The 17,736-nt window shown below is 69.2% G+C and carries 16 protein-coding genes; 10 read left to right on the plus strand and 6 right to left on the minus strand.

The features are described 5' to 3' along the window. Positions 1–33: 33 nt before the first annotated feature. The 3 genes from EDC34_RS05830 to typA all read right to left on the minus strand — a co-directional run bounded on the left by EDC34_RS05830 (position 34) and on the right by typA (position 4,115). On the minus strand, positions 34–1,662 hold the full coding sequence (locus EDC34_RS05830) for an amidase (RefSeq protein ID WP_114959678.1): 1,629 nt from the start codon (positions 1,660–1,662) through the stop codon (positions 34–36). 70 nt (positions 1,663–1,732) lie between these two features. Next, positions 1,733–2,206: a DUF2127 domain-containing protein gene (locus EDC34_RS05835; RefSeq protein WP_114959677.1), complete on the minus strand. Its 474-nt coding sequence runs from the start codon at positions 2,204–2,206 to the stop codon at positions 1,733–1,735. 61 nt (positions 2,207–2,267) lie between these two features. After that, positions 2,268–4,115, minus strand: a complete 1,848-nt coding sequence (gene typA / locus EDC34_RS05840; protein ID WP_114959676.1) for a translational GTPase TypA — start codon at positions 4,113–4,115, stop codon at positions 2,268–2,270. A gap of 118 nt (positions 4,116–4,233) precedes the next feature. Between typA and EDC34_RS05845 the strand changes: the two genes are divergently transcribed. The 7 genes from EDC34_RS05845 (at position 4,234) to EDC34_RS05875 (ending at position 11,043) form a co-directional block, all read left to right on the plus strand. Further along, complete coding sequence (locus EDC34_RS05845; protein WP_114959675.1) at positions 4,234–4,728, plus strand: peptidylprolyl isomerase; 495 nt, start codon at positions 4,234–4,236, stop codon at positions 4,726–4,728. Between the two features lie 199 nt (positions 4,729–4,927). Beyond that, positions 4,928–6,106 (plus strand): pyridoxal phosphate-dependent aminotransferase, encoded by a 1,179-nt coding sequence (locus EDC34_RS05850; RefSeq protein WP_240311063.1) that lies wholly within the window; start codon positions 4,928–4,930, stop codon positions 6,104–6,106. 43 nt (positions 6,107–6,149) lie between these two features. Continuing rightward, positions 6,150–7,133 (plus strand): malate dehydrogenase, encoded by a 984-nt coding sequence (locus tag EDC34_RS05855; RefSeq protein WP_114959673.1) that lies wholly within the window; start codon positions 6,150–6,152, stop codon positions 7,131–7,133. A gap of 130 nt (positions 7,134–7,263) precedes the next feature. Further along, positions 7,264–8,439, plus strand: coding sequence for a GGDEF domain-containing protein (locus EDC34_RS05860; protein WP_205388043.1), 1,176 nt, complete (start codon positions 7,264–7,266; stop codon positions 8,437–8,439). Positions 8,440–8,497: 58 nt separating this feature from the next. After that, on the plus strand, positions 8,498–9,382 hold the full coding sequence (gene prpB / locus EDC34_RS05865) for a methylisocitrate lyase (protein WP_114959671.1): 885 nt from the start codon (positions 8,498–8,500) through the stop codon (positions 9,380–9,382). Between the two features lie 27 nt (positions 9,383–9,409). Then, positions 9,410–10,561, plus strand: a complete 1,152-nt coding sequence (prpC, locus tag EDC34_RS05870) for a bifunctional 2-methylcitrate synthase/citrate synthase (RefSeq protein ID WP_114959670.1) — start codon at positions 9,410–9,412, stop codon at positions 10,559–10,561. 5 nt (positions 10,562–10,566) lie between these two features. Beyond that, positions 10,567–11,043, plus strand: coding sequence for an ion channel (locus EDC34_RS05875; protein ID WP_114959669.1), 477 nt, complete (start codon positions 10,567–10,569; stop codon positions 11,041–11,043). A gap of 22 nt (positions 11,044–11,065) precedes the next feature. Here EDC34_RS05875 and EDC34_RS05880 read toward each other — a convergent pair whose 3' ends face one another. Beyond that, complete coding sequence (locus tag EDC34_RS05880; protein ID WP_114959859.1) at positions 11,066–11,524, minus strand: cell wall hydrolase; 459 nt, start codon at positions 11,522–11,524, stop codon at positions 11,066–11,068. A gap of 297 nt (positions 11,525–11,821) precedes the next feature. Beyond that, positions 11,822–13,840, minus strand: coding sequence for an NADPH-dependent 2,4-dienoyl-CoA reductase (locus EDC34_RS05885; RefSeq protein WP_114959668.1), 2,019 nt, complete (start codon positions 13,838–13,840; stop codon positions 11,822–11,824). A gap of 208 nt (positions 13,841–14,048) precedes the next feature. Between EDC34_RS05885 and EDC34_RS05890 the strand changes: the two genes are divergently transcribed. The 3 genes from EDC34_RS05890 to EDC34_RS05900 all read left to right on the plus strand — a co-directional run bounded on the left by EDC34_RS05890 (position 14,049) and on the right by EDC34_RS05900 (position 16,560). Continuing rightward, positions 14,049–15,137 carry an OmpA family protein gene (locus EDC34_RS05890; RefSeq protein ID WP_114959667.1) on the plus strand — a complete coding sequence of 363 codons (1,089 nt, stop codon included), beginning with the start codon at positions 14,049–14,051 and terminating at the stop codon, positions 15,135–15,137. Between the two features lie 158 nt (positions 15,138–15,295). Continuing rightward, positions 15,296–15,784, plus strand: coding sequence for a hypothetical protein (locus tag EDC34_RS05895; protein ID WP_114959666.1), 489 nt, complete (start codon positions 15,296–15,298; stop codon positions 15,782–15,784). Further along, positions 15,781–16,560 (plus strand): pseudouridine synthase, encoded by a 780-nt coding sequence (locus EDC34_RS05900; RefSeq protein WP_114959665.1) that lies wholly within the window; start codon positions 15,781–15,783, stop codon positions 16,558–16,560. Before EDC34_RS05895 ends, EDC34_RS05900 begins: the two co-directional genes overlap by 4 nt. On the opposite strand, the gene kbl is transcribed toward EDC34_RS05900, so the two are convergent. Beyond that, complete coding sequence (gene kbl / locus EDC34_RS05905; RefSeq protein ID WP_114959664.1) at positions 16,520–17,731, minus strand: glycine C-acetyltransferase; 1,212 nt, start codon at positions 17,729–17,731, stop codon at positions 16,520–16,522. The two genes, EDC34_RS05900 and kbl, sit on opposite strands and share 41 nt — an antisense overlap. Between the last annotated feature and the right edge of the window lie 5 nt (positions 17,732–17,736).

The following is a 17,736-nucleotide window of genomic DNA, read 5'->3' on the forward strand; positions in this document are numbered from 1 at the left end:
CCACGTGCGGCGACGCGCCGGGCCATCGCCGGCTTACTTCGCGGCGGGTGGCAGCTTCACCGCCGGCAGCAGGCGCGGCGGTTTGCGCGCATGGGTGGCCTGCTCGAAGGCATAGCCCAGCTCGACCAGGCGCGGTTCGCTCCACGCGCTGCCCATGAACACGATGCCGACCGGCAGGCCGTGCACCTCGCCCATCGGCACGGTCAGGCTGGGATAGCGCGCGACCGCCGCCGCGCCGTAGCCGGCGCCGATGAAGTGGTCGCCGTTGATCGGGTCGGTGGGCCAGGCCGGCGACATCGACGGTGCCACCAGCGCATCCAGGTGCTGCTTGCGCAGCGCCGCGTCGATCCCTTCCGGCCCGGCCAGCCTGCGCACCTTGTCGCGCGCGGCCAGGTAGGCCGGCTCGGTCAGCGGCCCCTTCGCCTGCGCCTGCTCGAACAGCTCCTGCCCGAAGTAGGGCATTTCCTGCGCGGCATGCGCCTTGTTGTAGGCGATCAGGTCCGCCAGCGTCTTGTACGGCGTATTGGCGCTGGCCAGGTAGCGGTTCAGGCCGTCCTTGAACTCGTACAGCATCATCTGCAGTTCGTCGTTGTCCCACTGCCCGAGGGTGGGGATCTCGGCATCCACCACGGTCGCACCGGCGGCCTTGATCGCGGCGACCGCCGCTTCGAACGCGGCGTCGGTGTCCGGCTGGTAGCCCGTGAGCTTGCGCACCACGCCGATCCGCGCGCCCTTGAGCGCGTCGGCCTTCAGGTGCGCGGTGTAGTCGATCGGGGTCGCATCCTTGCGCTCGCTGGCAGCCGGATCGGCGGGATCGGGCGCGGCGATTGCGGTCAGCAGCGCGGCGGCATCGGCCACGCTGCGGGCCATCGGGCCGGCGGTGTCCTGCGAGACCGAGATCGGGATGATCCCGCTGCGGCTGACCAGGCCGACGGTCGGCTTGATCCCGACTAGCCCGGCCACCGCCGAGGGGCAGATGATGCTGCCGTCGGTCTCGGTGCCGATGCCGGCGGCGGCGAGGTTGGCGGCGATCGCGCTGCCGGTGCCGGCGCTGGAGCCGCAGGGATTGCGGTCGAGCGCGTAAGGGTTCTTGGTCTGCCCGCCGCGCCCGCTCCAGCCGGAGGTGGAGCGGGTGGAACGGAAGTTCGCCCACTCCGACAGGTTGGTCTTGCCCAGGATCACCGCGCCGGCGGCGCGCAGCTTCGCCACCAGGAAGGCATCGGCCTTGGGGCGGTTGTCGGCCAGCGCCAGCGAGCCGGCGGAATTGGCCATCGGGGTGGCGTCGATATTGTCCTTCAGCAGCACCGGGATGCCGTGCAGCGGGCCGCGGACCTTGCCGGCCTTGCGCTCGGCATCCAGCGCATCGGCTTCCTTGATGGCATCCGGATTGAGCTCGATCACCGCGTTGATCGCGGGGCCGGCGCGGTCGATCGCGGCGATGCGGTCGAGGTAGGCCTGCGCCAGCGCGTGGCTGGTCAGGGTGCCGGCGGCCATCTTCGCCTGCAGGTCGGCGATGCTGGCCTCCTCGAAGGCGAACGCGGGTGCGGCCGCCTGCACGGGTTTCGCGGTCTCGGCCGGGGACGCGGCAGGCGGGGGCGAGGCGGGCTGGCAGGCGGCCAAGGCGAGGGTCAGCGCGGCGGCGGCGAGTGGCAGGTGGCGCATGGGCGGGCTCCGGTGCGTGGGCAGCCACCGGAGCATTGCGCAGGGCGCGCCCGCGGGCAAGTGCGGGCGGTCAGTGCTGGCGTCGGCGCAGCAGGTCGCGGACGAGGGCGTACACCACCACCAGGTTGACCACCAGCACCGCCACCGACAGCCAGCCCGGGTGGCGGAAGATCGCGCCGACGTCCAGCGGCAGGTACAGCGCCGCCGATACCACGCCCAGCCACGAGGCCCAGGCGCGTACCTTCCACAGGCCCCAGGCCTCGACGAAGCGCAGCGCCGCGTAGCCGAGCAGGATCAGCGCGGTCAGGTGCACGGTATTGCGGCTGATCGCATCCAGGAAATGTGCGATCGGACCGCGCTCGGGATGCAGGTGCAAGCGCCAGGTGAGCTCGATGATGAAGCGGCGGATCGGCTCCGGCCCCAGCAAGGCCAGGCCGCTGGCCGAAACCAGCGCCAGCGCGCCCTTGAACGCCTCGAACACGGCGATCGCGTGCAGGCCCGGATGCGCGTGCGGATCCGGGTTGTAGTGCGGGGTATGGCTCATGCCGTCCTCTCTGGCGCGGGATGCGATTGTCGCAGAGACGGACGCGGCATGCGGCGGGGGATCAGCCCGCGCGGCTGGCGCGCTTGCGGTCGGTTTCGGTGCGCAGTTTCTTGCGCAGGCGAATCTGCTTGGGCGTGACTTCCACCAGCTCATCGTCGTCGATGAACTCCAGCGCCTGCTCCAGCGAGAACTTGATCGGCGGGATCAGGCCCTCGTCGTCGTCCTTGCCGGCGGCGCGGAAGTTGGTGAGCTGCTTGCCGCGCAGGGCATTGACGGTGAGGTCGTTGTCCTTGCTGTGGATGCCGACGATCTGGCCTTCGTAAATCTCCTCGCCCGGCTCGATGAACAGCCGGCCGCGCTCCTGCATCGCCGCCTGCGCGTAGGCCGGCGAGCTGCCGGTGGCGTTGGAGATCAGCACGCCGTTCTGGCGCTGGCCGATGCTGCCATCGGTCTTCGGCCCGTAGTGGTCGAACACGTGGAACAGCAGGCCGGTGCCGGCGGTGAGGGTGCGGAACTCGGTCTGGAAGCCGATCAGGCCGCGCGCCGGGATGATGTAGTCCAGGCGCACGCGGCCCTTGCCGTCCGGCTCCATGTTCTGCAGCAGCGCCTTGCGCTCGCCGAGGCGGCCCATCACGCCGCCCTGGTACTGCTCGTCCATGTCCACCACCAGCGACTCGTACGGCTCGGACAGCACGCCGTCGATCTCCTTGATGATGACCTCGGGGCGCGACACCGCCAGCTCGTAGCCTTCGCGGCGCATGGTCTCGATCAGGATCGACAGGTGCAGTTCGCCGCGGCCGCTGACCTTGAACTTGTCGGCGTCGGCGGTGTCTTCCACCCGCAGCGCCACGTTGTGCTGGGTCTCGCGCAGCAGGCGGTCGCGCAGCTGGCGGCTGGTCAGGAACTTGCCGCCGCTGCGCTCCTTCACGCCGGCGAACGGCGAATCATTCACCTGGAAGGTCATGCTGATGGTGGGCTCGTCCACCGCCAGCACCGGCAGTTGCTCGACCGCCGACGGGTCGCACAGGGTGTCGGAGATGCCGATGCCCTCGATGCCGCTGAAGGCAATGATGTCGCCGGCCTGCGCTTCCCCGACCTCCACCCGCTCCAGCCCCATGAAGCCCAGCACCTGCAGCACCTTGGCGTTGCGGCGGCTGCCGTCGGCGGCCACTACCGTCACCGGCTGGTTGGTCTTGACCTTGCCGCGCTGGATGCGGCCGATGCCGATCACGCCGACGTAGTTGTTGTAGTCCAGCGAGGTGACGCGCATCTGGAACGGGCCGTCCGGGTCCACCGGCGGCGCCGGCACGTGCGCGCAGATCGCCTCGAACAGCGGGGTCATGTCGCCCTCGCGCACGCTCTCGTCGAGGCCGGCGTAGCCCTGCAGGCCGCTGGCGTACACCACCGGGAAATCGAGCTGGTCGTCGGTCGCGCCGAGGCGGTCGAACAGGTCGAAGGTCTGGTCCAGCACCCAGCTGGGGCGCGCGCCCGGGCGGTCCACCTTGTTGACCACCACGATCGGCTTGAAGCCCATCGCGAATGCCTTCTGGGTGACGAAGCGGGTCTGTGGCATCGGCCCGTCCATCGCGTCCACCAGGATCAGCACCGAGTCCACCATCGACAGCACGCGCTCGACCTCGCCGCCGAAGTCGGCGTGGCCGGGGGTGTCGACGATGTTGATGCGCCACTGCTCCCCGGTCTTGGGGTTGGTCCAGCGGATCGCGGTGTTCTTGGAGAGGATGGTGATGCCGCGCTCCTTCTCCAGGTCGTTGCTGTCCATCACCCGGTCCGGGACGACCGCGCGCTCGTTCAGGGTGCCGGACTGCTTCAGCAGCTGGTCGACGAGGGTGGTCTTGCCGTGGTCGACGTGGGCGACGATGGCGATGTTGCGGAGGCGTTCGACGGACATGGGGGGCTCGTGGAGGCCGCACCGGCGGCCGATCGGCTGGCGGCGCGCGCGGTGGGAGAAGGGAAGCCGGCTATTATATCGGCTTCATGCGCCCATCCGGGCCCCGGAGATGAACAGAATGAGCCTGATCGCCAATTTCGACACCGACCGCGGCACCATCCGCGTGGAGCTGGCCGCCGCCGAGGCGCCGCTGACCGTCGCCAATTTCGTCAACCTGGCCAGGCGCGGCTTCTACGATGGCCTGAATTTCCATCGCGTGATCGCCGATTTCATGATCCAGGGCGGCTGCCCGGAAGGCAGCGGCCGCGGCGGCCCCGGCTACCGCTTCGAGGACGAGACCGGCAACGGCCTGCGCCACGAGCGCGGGGTGCTGTCGATGGCCAATGCCGGCCCCAACACCAATGGCAGCCAGTTCTTCATCACCCACGTGCCCTGCGGCTGGCTGGACGGCAAGCACACCGTGTTCGGCAAGGTGGTCGCCGGCATGGACGTGGTGGATGCGGTGCGCCAGGGCGACGTCATCAAGTCGGTGACGATCGAGGGCGATGCCGAGGCGGCGCTGGCCGCCAAGGCCGACCGCGTGGCCGAGTGGAACAAGATCCTGGCGGCCTGAGCGCGCCGGTCGTGGTGTGCGGACGGGCGGCCGCGGGCCGCCCGTCGCGTTTGCAGGCGCCGCCGGCCCGGCCGCGGGCGTGCGCGCGGGACGGTCGGCGCGGGGCGGCGTGCTAGAATCCCGGGGCTTTCCCACACGCCCAACGCCGCGCCAGCGGCCCGTCCCGAGGTTCCCCACGATGCCTCAATTCGCCCGGCGCATGAGCCGCGCCAAGCCCAGCGTCATCATGCAGGTCGCCGAGAAGGCCAAGCGCCTGAAGGCCGAAGGCCGCGACATCATCAGCTTCTCGATCGGCGTCCCCAACTTCCTTCCCGGCGAGCACGTCTATGCCGCTGCGCGCGAGGCGCTGGCCAAGGACAGCGGGCAGTACGGCAGCAACCGCGGCAGCGACGCGCTGCTGGATGCGTTCATCGCGCACCTGGAGTCGCTGGGCCTGACCGGCTATACCCGCGCCCACTGCAGTACCGGCATCGGCGCCAAGCACGTCATCTACAACCTGGCCGAGGCGCTGCTGGACGAGGGCGACACCATCGTGTTCCCGACCCCGTACTGGACCAGCTACATGGACATCGCGGAGATCGTGGACGCGAAGGTCCAGCTGCTGGAGTGCCCGGCCGCGCAGGACTACAAGGTCACCCCGGCGCAGCTGGAGGCGGCGCTGGCGGCCAAGCCCAAGGTGTTCCTGTTCAACAACCCGTCCAACCCGACCGGCATGGTGTACACCCGCGCCGAGATCGCGGCGCTGGCCGAGGTGCTGGTGAAGTACCCGGACACCTGGATCATCACCGACGACATCTACAACCGGATGCTGTTCGACGGGCTGGAGTACGTGAACTTCATGCAGGTCCGCCCGGAGCTGCGCGAGCGCACGATCTTCATCGACTCGCTGTCCAAGACCTACGGCATGCCCGGCTGGCGGGTGGGCTTCATGGCCGGCCCGGAATCGGTGGCCAAGGCGGTGACCACCCTCAATTCCAACCACATCACCAACCTGCCGGAGATCACCACCGCTGCCGCGATCGCGGCGCTGACCGGCCCGCAGGACGTGCCGGTGGCCAAGTGCGCGGAGTTCCAGGCCAAGCGCGACCAGGTCATGGCGGCGCTGGCGGCGATCCCGGGCGTGGTCTGCCCGCGGCCGCAGGGCGCGTTCTACGTGTTCCCGGACATCCGCTGTGCGTTCGGCAAGTCGCACAACGGTGTGAAGATCGCCAACGACGTCGATTTCTGCAACGTGCTGCTGGACGCCAAGGGCGTGGCCTGCGTGCCGGGCTCCGCGTTCGGCGAGCCCAACGCGCTGCGCATCAGCTACACCTGCCCGACCGCCCAGCTGGCGCCGGGCCTGGCCCGCATCCAGGAATTCTTCGCCGAGCTGCAGTGAGCCGGCACCGGTCATCCCCATCCAACGCACCACGGAGCATCCCATGAAAGCCCCCGTTCGAGTCGCCGTCACCGGCGCTGCCGGCCAGATCGGCTACGCCCTGCTGTTCCGCATCGCCTCCGGCGAAATGCTGGGCAAGGACCAGCCGGTCATCCTGCAGATGCTGGAACTGCCGCTGGAAAAGGCCCAGGCCGCGCTCAAGGGCGTGATGATGGAGCTGGAGGACTGCGCCTTCCCGCTGCTGGCGGGCATGGTGGGGACCTCCGACCCGATGGTCGCGTTCAAGGACGCCGACTACGCGCTGCTGGTCGGCGCGATGCCGCGCGGCCCGGGCATGGAGCGCAAGGACCTGCTGCTGAAGAACGCCGAGATCTTCACCGTGCAGGGCAAGGCCCTGAACGCGGTCGCCAGCCGCAACGTCAAGGTGCTGGTGGTGGGCAACCCGGCCAACACCAATGCCTACATCGCCATGAAGTCCGCGCCCGACCTGCCGGCGAAGAACTTCACCGCGATGCTGCGCCTGGACCACAACCGCGCGCTCAGCCAGCTTGCGGCCAAGGCCGGGGTGGCGGTGGCCGACATCGAGAACCTGGTGGTGTGGGGCAACCACAGCCCGACCATGTACCCCGACTACCGCTTCGCCACCGCCGGTGGGGTGTCGCTGAAGGACAAGATCAACGACGCCGACTGGAACGCCAACACCTTCATCCCGGTGGTGGGCAAGCGCGGCGCCGCCATCATCGAGGCGCGCGGGCTGTCCTCGGCGGCCTCGGCGGCGAACGCCGCGATCGACCACATGCGCGACTGGGCGCTGGGCACCAACGGCAAGTGGGTCACCATGGGCGTGCCCTCGGACGGCAGCTACGGCATCCCGGAGGGCATCATCTACGGCGTGCCGGTGACCTGCGCGAACGGTGAATACACCCGCGTCAAGGACCTGCCGATCGACGACTTCAGCCGCGAGCGCATGGACAAGACCCTGGCCGAGCTGGAGGAAGAGCGCGCGGGCGTCGCCCACCTGCTCTGACCCGCGCACCCGCGCGGCACGTACCGGAAAGGCGGCCGCTGGCCGCCTTTTCCGCGTCTGGACGTTGCCCTTGCAGGCAGGGGGGACGTGGGCGTTAAGTAGGCGCATGGGAAACGGGGCGCCCGGATCGGTGTCGACGGCTGCGCGGGGTGGCGCGGCCCTGCTGCGCCTGGCCGCCAACAAGGCCCTGCTGGTGGCGCTGGTCTACCTGCTGCTGGGCATGGTGTGGATCCTGTGGTCGGACCGCGTGGTCGAGGCGCTGTTCGAGGACGCCGTGCAGCTGACCCGGGCGCAGACCTGGAAGGGCTGGCTGTACGTGGCGGCGACCGCCGTGCTGCTGTACGCCGTGCTGTACCGCCTGCTGCGCGACGAGGCCACCCACCGCCTGCGCCAGCAGCGCCAGCGCGAGGACCTGGACCTGCTCAACCAGTTCCGCGAGAGCATCATCGACAACGCCAACATCTGGCTCAACGTGCTCGATGCACAGGCGCGGATCACGGTCTGGAACAAAGCCGCCGAGCAGATCAGCGGCTACCGCCGCGAGGAGGTGATCGGCGGCGATGCGGTCTGGGAGTGGCTGTATCCGGATCCGGACTATCGCGCCGACATCGCGCGCCGCGTGCGCGCGATCCTCGACGAGGGCGCCGAGGTCGAGGGTTTCGAAACCCACATCCGGTGCAAGGATGGCCAGGTCAAGACGATGGCCTGGAACCAGCGCCGGTTCTTCGACGAGCGCGGCCAGGTCGGCTCTATCGCCATTGGCCAGGACATCACCGAGCGCAAGCGGCTGCAGGAAGAGCTGGAGCGCATGGCCGTGCACGACCCGCTGACCGGGCTGTACAACCGCCGCGAGTTCGAGCTGCTGGCCGCCCGCCGCTTCGCGGACTGCGTGGAGGCCGGGCATCCCTACAGCCTGCTGTGGGTGGATATCGACGAGTTCAAGGCGGTCAACGACCGCTTCGGCCACCAGGTGGGCGACGAGGTGCTGTGCGGCGTAGCGGGGGTGCTGCAGGCGGTGGTGGGCGGGCAGGGCATCGCCGCGCGCTACGGCGGCGATGAGCTGGTGGTGGCCTTGCCGGCCGTCGCGCTTCCCGAGGCCCGTGCGCTGGGCGAGATCGTCCGGCAGCGGGTGCAGGCGGCGCGGCTGCTGGCCGATTGCGATGCGGACGCCGCACTGACCGTGAGCATCGGCGCCGCGCAGCGCGATGCCGCGATGCACGACCTGATGGCGCTGGCGAGCGCGGCGGATGCGGCGATGTACCGGGCGAAGGCGGGCGGGCGCAACCGGGTGTGCGGCCCGGCGTGAGTGTGGCCCCGGGGCCGCGGCCGGCATCGGCTAAAATGGCTTTTTTGCCGGAGCCCGCATGAACGCTTCCTCCGCCGGCGCCCGTTTCCGCGCCGCACTCGCCGAAGAATCCCCGCTGCAGGTCATCGGCGCCATCAATGCCAACCATGCCCTGCTCGCCAAGCGCGCGGGCTACCGCGCCATCTACCTGTCCGGCGGTGGCGTCGCGGCCGGCTCGCTGGGCCTGCCCGACCTCGGCATCAACACGCTCGAGGACGTGCTGGTGGATACCCGCCGGATCACCGATGTCTGCGACCTGCCGCTGCTGGTGGACATCGACACCGGCTTCGGCCCGAGTGCCTTCAACATCGCGCGCACGGTGAAGAGCCTGATCAAGGCCGGCGCCGCCGCCTGCCATATCGAGGACCAGGTGGGCGCCAAGCGCTGCGGGCATCGCCCGGGCAAGGAGATCGTGCCGCAGGGCGAGATGGTCGACCGGGTGAAGGCGGCGGCCGATGCCAAGACCGACGCCGGGTTCTTCCTGATCGCGCGCACCGATGCGATCCAGGTGGACGGCGTGGACGCGGCGATCGAGCGCGCCATTGCCTGCGTCGAGGCGGGCGCCGACGGCATCTTCGCGGAAGCCGCTTACGATCTGGACACCTACCGCCGTTTCGTCGAAGCGGTGCGGGTGCCGGTGCTCGCCAACATCACCGAGTTCGGCAAGACCCCGCTGTTTTCGCGCGAAGAGCTGGCCAGCGCCGGCGTGGCGATCCAGCTGTTCCCGCTGTCCGCCTTCCGCGCCGCGAACAAGGCCGCGGAGCGGGTCTATGAAGCGATCCGGCGTGACGGCCACCAGCGCAACGTGGTCGATGCGATGCAGACCCGCGAGGAGCTGTACGACCGCATCGGCTACCACGCCTACGAGCAGCAGCTCGACGCGCTGTTCGCGGCGAAGAAGTAACTACACGGAATTCCCAGGAGCACGACGATGAGCGACACCGCCACCCCCGGCTTCAAGCCGAAGAAATCCGTCGCCCTCAGCGGCACCGCCGCCGGCAATACCGCGCTGTGCACGGTGGGCCGCAGCGGCAACGACCTGCATTACCGCGGCTACGACATCCTCGATTTCGCGACCACCAGCGAGTTCGAGGAGATCGCGCACCTGCTGGTGCACGGCAAGCTGCCGAATCGCGCCGAGCTGGCTGCCTACAAGGCCAAGCTGAAGGCGCTGCGCGGCATCCCGGCCGCGGTCAAGGCGGCGCTGGAGGAGCTGCCGCCGTCGGCGCACCCGATGGACGTGATGCGCACCGGCGTGTCGGTGCTGGGCTGCGTGGCGCCGGAGAAGGACGACCACAACCATCCGGGCGCGCGCGACATCGCCGACAAGCTGATGGCCTCGCTGGGCTCGATGCTGCTGTACTGGTACCACTACAGCCACAACGGCCGGGTGATCGACGTCGAGACCGACGACGATTCCATCGGTGGCCACTTCCTGCACCTGCTGCACGGCGCGTCGCCGCCGGCTTCGTGGGTGCGTGCGATGCATACCTCGCTGATCCTGTACGCCGAGCACGAGTTCAACGCGTCCACCTTCACTGCGCGCGTGATCGCGGGGACCGGCAGCGACATGCATTCCTGCATCGCCGGCGCGATCGGCGCGCTGCGCGGGCCCAAGCATGGCGGCGCCAACGAGGTCGCGTTCGAGGTGCAGAAGCGCTACGAGACGCCGGACGAGGCGGAGGCCGACATCCGCCGCCGGGTCGAAAACAAGGAGGTCATCATCGGCTTCGGGCATCCGGTCTATACCGTGTCCGACCCGCGCAACAAGGTGATCAAGGAAGTGGCGCGCCAGCTCTCGGCCGAGCAGGGCAACATGAAGATGTTCGACATCGCCGAGCGCCTGGAAGCGGTGATGTGGGACATCAAGAAGATGTTCCCGAACCTCGACTGGTTCAGCGCGGTCAGCTACCACATGATGGGCGTGCCCACCGCGATGTTCACCCCGCTGTTCGTGATCGCGCGCACCAGCGGCTGGAGCGCCCACATCATCGAGCAGCGCATCGACGGCAAGATCATCCGCCCGTCCGCGAACTACATCGGGCCGGAAGACCGCGTCTTCGTGCCGATCGACCAGCGCTGAGCGCGATGATCCCGGCGTCGCCAGCGGCTGGCCTGGGCGGATACGCGCTGGCCGCGCTAGTCGCGGCGCTGGTGACCGCGCTGGTGATCCTGATCCACTACCGCGGCCTGGAATGGCTGGCGCGCCGCTTCGGCGGCCGCCGCTACCGCCGCCACCGCTCGGCCATGCTGGCGATCATCTTCGCCCTGCTCGGCCTGCACGTGCTGGAGATCGCCTGCTACGGCGTCGCCTACTGGGGCATGGACCAACTGCCCGGGATCGGCCTGGCGCGCGGCGTGGCCGACATTTCCCTGTTCGACGGGATCTATCTCTCGGCCATGGCTTACAGCACGGTGAGCTTCGGCGACATCTCGCCGGACGGTGCGCTGCGGGTGATGGCCGGGATGGAGGCGATCGCCGGGCTGATGATGATCGCCTGGTCGGCCAGCTTCACCTACCTGGAGATGGCGCGGCTGTGGCAGGGGCGCGGCGACTCGGAATGAGCCTGCGCCCGCGCGCGCCGGTTCAACCGCGGCGCGGCTTCAGGCTCTGCACTTTGTAGAACGTGTGGTCGCCGATGGTGGCCACCTGCAGCGCGCTGCCCCAGGCCGGGTTGGCGATCGCATGCGCGGCGAAATGGCTGGCGCCCGGCACCACCAGCTTGCGCTGGTCGCGGGGCAATGCCCAGTTGCGCTGGGAATCCAGCGCCACGCTGACCGCCTCGGTCCAGGCCTGGATGTTGGACAGCCGGGTCTGCGGCGACAGCAGGGTGGGCGCGAACTGCTTGCGCGCGGTCACCACCTGGCACAGGTTGTTGCCCCAGAGGCCGCTGTCGCGGCGGCGCAGGGCCACCTCGGCCACGGCCTGCTGGCCCAGCGCGGACTGGTCGCGCGCTTCCAGATAGATGGTGGTGGAGAGGCAGAGCGAGTCTGCGGCCGGCTGCGGCAGCACGTGCGACAGCCAGAGTATCCACGCCAGTTTCATGTCGTACTCCTTGCTCCGTTGCGGCGCGGGGCGGGGCATCGGTGGAGCGGATGCCGCGCGGTCGCGTCATGGCGTACTGGGGAGGGCGGCTGCTCTATGGCGGCCTTTGCCCGGGCGCGCGGCCCGCATCGGTCGGGATGGGCGGGCGGCGTGCCGGTTTACCTGATCAGAACGCGGGGGTGCGTCCGCTCAGGCCAAAAGTCGGCGCAAGGTAGGGGTCGATTCCATAACGTCAGCTGAACGAGTGGATTGAACCCCTTGATTTCCCGTGGATTTGTTCAGCATTCCGGCGCGGGTCTAAAGCGCGGCCGCCAGCCGGCTGCCTTCGTCGATCGCGCGCTTGGCGTCCAGTTCGGCCGCCAGCTTGGCGCCGCCGATCAGGTGCGCGCGCCGGCCTTGCGCCTGCAACGCATCGAACAGGTCGCGGCGCGGCTCCTGGCCGGCGCAGACCACCACATGGTCCACCGCCAGCACCTGTTCGGCACCGTCCACCCGGATGCGCAGCCCGGCCGCGTCCATCCCGAGGTACTCCACACCTCCCAGCATCCGCACGCCCTTGGCCTTGAGCGTGGCGCGGTGGATCCAGCCAGTGGTCTTGCCCAAGCGGGCACCGGGCTTGCCGGGCGAGCGCTGCAACAGCCACAGTTGGCGCGCCGGCGGCGCGGGTTGCGCCGGCACCAGCCCGCCGGCCGCTTCGAAGGTCGGGTCCACGCCCCATTCGGCCATCCAGCGTGCAGGGTCCAGGCTGGGCGAGTGCCCGGCCTCGGCCAGGAACTCGGCCACGTCGAACCCGATCCCGCCGGCCCCGATGATGGCGGCGCGCGCACCCACCGTGACCCGGCCTTCCAGCACGTCGAGGTAGCCCACCACGCGCGGATCGTCGGCGCCGGGGAAGTTCACCCGGCGCGGCGTCACCCCGGTGGCGACAACGACCTCGTCGAACCCCGCCAGATCCGCCACCTCCACCCGCGTGCCTAGCCGCCGTTCCACCCCGGCGTCCGCCAGACGGTGGTCGAAGTAGCGCAGGGTCTCGTGGAATTCTTCCTTGCCGGGGATGCGCTTGGCCAGGTTGAACTGGCCGCCGATGTCCGTGGCTGCGTCGAACAGCATCACGCGGTGCCCGCGCTCCGCAGCGACGCTGGCGCAGGCGAGGCCGGCGGGTCCGGCGCCGACCACCGCGATGGATTTGGGAGTGTGGGCCGGACGATAGTTCAGCTCGGTTTCCGCACAGGCGCGCGGGTTGACGAGGCAGCTGGCGCGCTTGTTCTCGAACACATGATCCAGGCAGGCCTGGTTGCAAGCGATGCAGGTGTTGATCGCCTGCGCGCGGCCGGTCCGGGCCTTTTCGACCCACTGCGGATCGGCCAGGAGGGGGCGCGCCATCGACACCAGGTCGGCATGGCCCTGCGCCAGCACGCGTTCGGCCACGTCTGGCATGTTGATGCGGTTGGTCGCCACCAGCGGCAGCGCCACGTGTGGCTTCAGCTTGGCGGTGACCGCGGTGAACGCGGCGCGCGGCACCGAGGTGGCGATGGTGGGGATGCGTGCCTCGTGCCAGCCGATGCCGGTGTTGATGAGGGTTGCGCCGGCGGCTTCCACCGCGCGTGCCTGCGCCACGATTGCCGGCCAGTCGTTGCCATCCTCGACCAGATCCAGCAGCGACAGGCGATAGATCAGGATGAAATCGGGGCCGCAGGCTTCGCGCACGCGCTCGACGATCTCTACCGCGAAGCGCATGCGCCGCTGCACATCGCCGCCCCAGGCGTCGCTGCGGCGGTTGGTGCGCGGCACGGTGAACTCGTTCAGCAGGTAGCCTTCCGAGCCCATGATCTCCACCCCGTCGTAGCCGGCCTCGCGCGCGCGCGCGGCGGCAGTGGCGAAATCGCGCAGGGTGCGCTCGATGCCGCGCGGGCTGAGCGCGCGCGGGGTGAACGGATTGATCGGCGCTTTCAGCGCGCTCGGCGCCACCGACAGCGGGTGGTAGGCGTAGCGCCCGGCATGCAGCAGCTGCAGGCAGATCTTGGCACCGTGCGCGTGCACCGCGGCGGTCACCTGGCGGTGCCGGGGCACGTGCCAGGGCAGGCTCATGCGTCCGGCGAAGGGCTTGAGCCAGCCGCGCAGGTTGGGTGCGAAGCCGCCGGTCACCATCAGGCCGACCCCGCCGGCCGCGCGCTCGGCGAAATAGGCCGCGAGCTTCGGGAAGTCGCGGGCATGGTCTTCCAGTCCGGTGTGCATCGAGCCCATCAGGACCCGGTTGCGCAGGGTGGTGAAGCCGAGGTCGAGCGGAGCGAGCAGGTGCGGGTAGGCGGTCGTCATCGCCAAAGCATACCGCTGCGTATGGGGTGATGCGCATCCCGTCCGCGTGGCCTTCACGCGTTTTGCAAGCGCCTGAAGTTATGTTAGTGTTAACCCGCTTTCGCCTGCCCATCGGGCCCGAAGCGGGTGGTGTGCGGACATAACCGATACACAGCAACACCAACACCTTTGCGTCGCAAGTTTCTTTACTGAATCAAGGAGCTGAAGCATGAACAAGAAACTCCTCTGCGCTGCCCTGCTGGGTGGTCTGGGTCTGGCGCAGGCCGCGTCTGCCCAGGAGTTCGATGATCGCTGGTACGTGTCGGGTTCGACCGGCGTGAATTTCCAGGACAAGGATCGCGGCACCCAGGATGCGCTGTTCGGCACCCTCGGGTTCGGCAAGTTCCTGACCCCGCGGGTGTCGCTGGATACCGAGCTGAACTACCAGAACCCTGACAAGAACATCAATCCGAACTACCACTGGAGCCAGTACGGCATCTCGCTGGATGCGCGCTACCACTTCCGTGATGCGGGTGCCAAGATGTGGCCCTACCTGCGCGGTGGCCTGGGCTGGCAGCGCCACGAAGAGGAGTACAACGCGGCTCCGCTGCCGAGCCCTGGTCGCCACAAGGCCTCGAATCTGGCCGTGAACCTGGGCGCCGGCCTGCAGTTTGATTTCGGGCGCATGAACCTGCGCACGGAAGTCGGCACCCGCGTCGATTTCGACGATCAGCAGGCCCGCATCGGCAACCAGCAGAATCTGTTCACCGACGCGCTGCTGTCGATTGGCATGACCTACGCCCTCGGCCCGGATCCGGTTGCCCCGGTCGCTCCGGCCCCCGCTCCGGAGCCGGCGAAGACCTGCGCTGACATGGATGACGACGGCGACGGCGTCAACAACTGCAACGACAAGTGCCCGAACTCGCAGCCCGGCCAGACCATCGGTCCGGATGGTTGCCCGGTGCCGGTCTCGATCGACCTGAAGGGCGTCAACTTCGACTTCGACAAGGCCACCCTGCGTCCGGACGCCGTGGCGATCCTGAACGAGGCGGTCGAGATCCTGAAGCGCTATCCGGAGCTGAAGGTGGAAGTGGCCGGCCACACCGACCAGTGCGGCAAGGAAGGCTACAACCAGAAGCTGTCCGAGCGTCGCGCCAAGACCGTGTACGACTACCTGACCAGCAACGGCGTGGACGCCTCGCGCCTGGCCGGCCCGGTTGGCTACGGCTTCAGCCGCCCGCTCGAGGACAAGGGCACGCACAAGCTGCCGACCTGCAAGAGCGAGATCAACCGCCGCACCGAGCTCAACAGCCAGTAATTTCGGCTGTCCGCTGCTCACGCGAAGCCCGGCCATTGGCCGGGCTTCGTTTTTGGGCGGTGGCCGGTAAGGCTGGCGCGCCAGACCGGGAATACGCGCATTGCCGGCACGTCGGCCTGCGGCCTACACTGTGCGCGGTCTTCCGGGGAGTATCCGCCATGCCGTCGATTCGCGCCGTTCAAGTCCTGCCGCTGCTGTTCCTGCCGGCGATGGCGCATGCCGCGGGCGACGCCTGCCAGATGGAGCTGGCGGCTCCGACGCCCGTGCGCGTGGGCGTCCTGGCGCCGGTGGCGGCGGAGCTTACACCCGCGCTGACGCAGCTGGGCAGCGCCGACGGCGTGCTGGCGCAGTCGTTCGACGAAGCGCTGTCGGTGGACAACGTGCTGGCGCGCATCCGCATCGACGGGTGCCGCGCGATGCTGCGCAAGGCCGCGCCGGTGGTGGCGCAGGGCGCCCCCGATCCGGCGGCCTACACGCCCAAGACCGCGTTCGACAACACGCCCTGGCGCTTCAACATGACCCAAAACGGCAAGCGCATGACGGCCGATGAGTTCGATGCCTGGATGAAGGCACGCGGCGTGCGCGTGGTCGGTAAGAAGGAACCGGGCGCGGACGCCGCGCCTGCCGCGGCCGCGCCGGAGAAGTGAGCCGCTCCGTGCGCGGGCCGCGGCATGGCCTGGCGCGTGTGCTGTCCAAACGCGGGCTGTGCTCGCGCAGCGAAGCGGAACGGCTGGTGCGCGCAGGGCGGGTCCGGCTGGAGGGACGCGTGGTGCGCGATCCCGAACATCCCGTCGATGCCGTGGCAGCGCGCATCGCCATCGATGGCGCCGAGCCGGTCGCCGCGCTGCCGCGCTACCTGATGCTCAACAAGCCGCGCGGGCTGGTCACCACCGCGCGCGACGAGCGGGGCCGCGACACGGTCTATCGCTGCTTCGACGGTGCGGAGCTGGGCTGGATCGCCCCGGTCGGCCGGCTCGACAAGGCCAGCGAGGGGCTGCTGCTGTTCAGCAACGATCCGCAGTGGGCCGCGCGCATCACCGACCCGGCGACCGGGCCGGTCAAGACCTACCACGTGCAGGTGGACCGCATTCCCGATGCGGCGATCCTGGCCGCATTGCAGCGCGGGGCCGATGTCGATGGCGAGCATCTGCGTGCGGAATCGGCGCATCTGCTGCGCAGTGGCGAGAAGAACGCCTGGCTCGAAATCAGCCTCGATGAAGGCCGCAACCGCCACATCCGGCGCCTGCTGGCGGCATTCGACATCGGCGTGCTGCGGCTGGTGCGGGTGGCGATCGGGCCACTGGCCCTAGGTGAACTACCGAAGGGCCAGTGGCGCGAACTGCGCGCGGAGGAAATCGCCGCACTCGGCGGCAGCTGTGCCGTCAGGCGTTCAGCACGCCCAGTTCGCGGCCGATGCGGGTGAAGGCGTCGATCGCGCGATCGAGGTGCTCGCGCGTGTGCGCCGCGGAAATCTGCGTGCGAATGCGCGCCTGGCCCTTCGGCACCACCGGGAAGAAGAACCCGATCGCGTAGATGCCTTCCTCCAGCAGGCGCGCGGCGAAGCGCTGCGCCAGCGGTGCGTCGTACAGCATCACCGGGCAGATCGGGTGCACGCCCGGCTTGAGGTCGAAGCCGGCGGCGGCCATGCGCTCGCGGAAGTAGGCGGTGTTCTCGCGCAGGCGCTCGCGCAGCTCGCCGGCGGAGGCGAGCATTTGGAAGGCCTTGATGCCGGCGGCCACCACGTGCGGCGGCAGCGAGTTCGAGAACAGGTACGGGCGCGAGCGCTGGCGCAGCAGTTCGATCACCTCCTTCTTCGCGGTGGTGAAGCCGCCCAGCGCGCCGCCCATGGCCTTGCCGAGGGTGCCGGTGAAGATGTCGATTTTGTCCAGCACGCCCTTCACCTCGGCGCTGCCGCGGCCGGTGGCGCCCAGGAAGCCGGTGGCGTGGCATTCGTCGATGTGCACCAGGGCGCCGTACTTCGCGGCCAGCGCGGTGATCTCGTCCAGCGGCGCGATGAAGCCGTCCATCGAGAACACGCCGTCGGTGGTGATCATGATCGTGCGCGCGCCGTCGGCCCGGGCCTGCTTGAGCTGCGTCTCGAGGTCGGCCATGTCGCAGTTGGCGTAGCGGTAGCGGCGGGCTTTGCACAGGCGCACGCCGTCGATGATCGAGGCGTGGTTGAGCGCATCGGAGATGATCGCGTCGTTCTCATCGAGCAGCGGTTCGAACAGGCCGCCATTGGCGTCGAAGCAGGCGGCGTAGAGGATGGTGTCCTCGGTGCCGAAGAACTCGGCGATGGTCTGTTCCAGCTGCTTGTGCAGGTCCTGGGTGCCGCAGATGAAGCGCACGCTGGCCATGCCGAAGCCGCGGGTATCCAGCGCTTTCTTCGCCTCCGCGATGATGTCCGGGTGGTCGGCCAGGCCCAGATAGTTATTCGCACAGAAGTTCAGCACCGTACGCCCGTCGGCCAGCCGGATTTCGGCGGCCTGCGGGCTGGTGATGATGCGCTCGGACTTGAACAGGCCGGCGGCGCGGATTTCCTCGAGGGTGGCGGCGTAGCGTTGGGTCAGGGACATGGGGGGTTCCGTGCGCATTGGGC

This window comes from Thermomonas haemolytica (assembly GCF_004346265.1).
Taxonomy (GTDB): Bacteria; Pseudomonadota; Gammaproteobacteria; order Xanthomonadales; family Xanthomonadaceae; genus Thermomonas; species Thermomonas haemolytica.

Excerpts from the sequence above, each read along its gene's own strand:
- EDC34_RS05830 (WP_114959678.1), bottom strand. The coding sequence starts at position 1,662 with ATGCGCCACCTGCCACTCGCCGCCGCCGCGCTGACCCTCGCCTTGGCC.
- EDC34_RS05835 (WP_114959677.1), bottom strand. The coding sequence starts at position 2,206 with ATGAGCCATACCCCGCACTACAACCCGGATCCGCACGCGCATCCGGGC.
- typA (WP_114959676.1), bottom strand. The coding sequence starts at position 4,115 with ATGTCCGTCGAACGCCTCCGCAACATCGCCATCGTCGCCCACGTCGAC.
- EDC34_RS05845 (WP_114959675.1), top strand. The coding sequence starts at position 4,234 with ATGAGCCTGATCGCCAATTTCGACACCGACCGCGGCACCATCCGCGTG.
- EDC34_RS05850 (WP_240311063.1), top strand. The coding sequence starts at position 4,928 with ATGAGCCGCGCCAAGCCCAGCGTCATCATGCAGGTCGCCGAGAAGGCC.
- EDC34_RS05855 (WP_114959673.1), top strand. The coding sequence starts at position 6,150 with ATGAAAGCCCCCGTTCGAGTCGCCGTCACCGGCGCTGCCGGCCAGATC.
- prpB (WP_114959671.1), top strand. The coding sequence starts at position 8,498 with ATGAACGCTTCCTCCGCCGGCGCCCGTTTCCGCGCCGCACTCGCCGAA.
- prpC (WP_114959670.1), top strand. The coding sequence starts at position 9,410 with ATGAGCGACACCGCCACCCCCGGCTTCAAGCCGAAGAAATCCGTCGCC.
- EDC34_RS05875 (WP_114959669.1), top strand. The coding sequence starts at position 10,567 with ATGATCCCGGCGTCGCCAGCGGCTGGCCTGGGCGGATACGCGCTGGCC.
- EDC34_RS05880 (WP_114959859.1), bottom strand. The coding sequence starts at position 11,524 with ATGAAACTGGCGTGGATACTCTGGCTGTCGCACGTGCTGCCGCAGCCG.
- EDC34_RS05885 (WP_114959668.1), bottom strand. The coding sequence starts at position 13,840 with ATGACGACCGCCTACCCGCACCTGCTCGCTCCGCTCGACCTCGGCTTC.
- EDC34_RS05890 (WP_114959667.1), top strand. The coding sequence starts at position 14,049 with ATGAACAAGAAACTCCTCTGCGCTGCCCTGCTGGGTGGTCTGGGTCTG.
- EDC34_RS05895 (WP_114959666.1), top strand. The coding sequence starts at position 15,296 with ATGCCGTCGATTCGCGCCGTTCAAGTCCTGCCGCTGCTGTTCCTGCCG.
- kbl (WP_114959664.1), bottom strand. The coding sequence starts at position 17,731 with ATGCGCACGGAACCCCCCATGTCCCTGACCCAACGCTACGCCGCCACC.